The following is a 1,953-nucleotide window of genomic DNA, read 5'->3' as shown; positions in this document are numbered from 1 at the left end:
CAAAGGAGCTCGCCGGCGACCGCGCCGTCGTCGTCAGCGGCGGAACCATCGCTCGCCAATGCCTCGACCTCGGACTGCTCGACGAGGTGGCCGTCGACTTAGTCCCGGTTGTGATGGGTGAGGGCAACCGCCCGTTCTTCGGCAAGGTCTCGTCCGAGGACATACTGCTCGGCAACCCCACAGTCTGCGTCCAGGGCGACCGGGTCACTCACCTCGTGTTTCCGGTGCCGCAATGACCGCAGGTCGATACCAGGCCGTCACGCTCCCCGGCGACGAGTTCGCAACGATCGAGCTAATCCACGACCCAGGAACCCGCTATCGGGGTCGAGCTCAGCCACCCTGTCATCGAGTCCATCAGCAATCCCGGCGAGCGGATGGAGCATTAATGGAGCCAAGCGGTCGCAACCGGTGGCAACCGGTGGCAAATGGGGAAGCCCGGAAAACGGCCTAGACAAGCCAAAACCGTTGCAGTGGGTTGCGACCGGTTGCCGATCGGAGCGCATGGTAAGGAATGCGATGAAGGAGGGCCTCCTCGGCTGGCAGCCTCCCGGTTGTCAGCTGAGAGCTACCCGAGAGGAGGCCCATCGCAATGTTGCACGTCGGTTTGGATCTCAGCCGTCGCCGTCTCGACTTTCACGCGCTAGACGAGCGCGGCGTGACCGTCGCTGTCGATGCGACGCCGCCGGACGCTGATGGTTTGGCGGCGCTTGCCCGCCGCTTCGCCGGCGCGCAGGTGCGGGCGGCGATCGAGTCGATGAATGGCGCCCGCTTCGTCCACGACCAGCTCGAGCTCGCTGGCTGGCAGGTGGATATCGCTGACGCGGCCCGTGTGAAGGGGCTGGCGCCGCTGGCCTGCAAGACCGACCGGATCGACGCTCGCGTCCTCGCCGAGCTGAGCTGGCGCGAGCTTGTACCAGCGGTCTGGCTGCCCGACCCGGTGGTGCGGGCCGAGCGCGAGCGTGCCCGCTTCCGCCTCCACCTCGTCCGCCACCGAACGAGCCTCAAGAACCGAGTACACGCGACCCTGCTCGCGCACGGTGTGCCATGCCCCGTCTCCGACCTCTTCGGCGTCAGCGGGCGGGCGCTGCTCGAGCGCATGCAGCTGCCCGAGGTCTGGCGGCAGACGCTCGAGGCGAGCTTGCGTCTGATCGACGAGCTCGACCGCGAGGTCGAGGGCTGCGAGCGCGAGCTGCGGGCACTTGGCGCCGGTCACCGCTACGTCCCGCAGCTGCTCACGCTGCCCGGTCTGGGCTGGGTGCTGGCCTACACGATCGCGGCCGAGATCGGCGACATCGGCCGGTTCGCCTCGCCCGAGAAACTGGCCGGATACACCGGTCTCTGCCCCCGCGTCTACCAGTCGGGCGAAAGCGACCGGCGCGGCTCGCTCTCCAAGCAGGGGCCTCGCTACCTGCGCTGGGCGCTGATCGAGGCGACCATCCACGCCTGCCGACACCCCGCCTACGCCCGCCGCTACCAGCAGACCAGGCGTCGGCTCGGCAAGCAGCGCGGCCCGAAAGTCGCCCGTGTCCAACTCGCGCGCACACTCGCCCATGCGATTTGGCACATGCTCAGCCGCAACCAACCCTTCGCTCCGACAAGCGCCACCGACCCCCTGGCCGCCTGACGGCCCACAAGGAATTGCGTCCCGGAGCGAACTCCCACCACCTTTTCCTCCCCAAGGAGGCGATAGAGAGATGAGCCCTGCTCGAAGCCGACGACCACCGCGACCGCCCTAACCGAAGCTTGACGCCCGGCCCTCCTTCATAGAGAGGGGGTCCGTGGGGGAACCAGGGGTTCCCCCACGCTTAGGAGGCGTGTTTCTCGATCTTCCGCTCCAGTAACTCCTTCACGCTCGGCCAGTCGTCGTCGACGATCGCGTACCACGCCGAGTCCCGGATCGAGTCCGGCAGGATCATGTGCTTCCGGAAGATCCCCTCGAAGGTCGCGCCGATG

2 protein-coding genes are annotated in these 1,953 nt (G+C 67.5%); both read left to right on the top strand.

Going from position 1 to position 1,953, the window contains the following annotated elements:
- On the top strand, nucleotides 1-236 hold a 236-nt coding region (locus VHR41_21070), incomplete at its 5' end, for a hypothetical protein (GenBank protein ID HEX3236699.1).
- Nucleotides 237-589: 353 nt separating this feature from the next.
- Entirely contained in the window at nucleotides 590-1,624 is a 1,035-nt protein-coding gene (locus tag VHR41_21065) for an IS110 family transposase (protein HEX3236698.1), read from the top strand.
- Nucleotides 1,625-1,953 lie beyond the last annotated feature (329 nt).

The organism is Gemmatimonadales bacterium (assembly GCA_036265815.1).
Taxonomy (GTDB): domain Bacteria; phylum Gemmatimonadota; class Gemmatimonadetes; order Gemmatimonadales; family GWC2-71-9; genus CAVVWJ01.
This window is presented reverse-complemented; position numbering and strand designations above follow the sequence as displayed.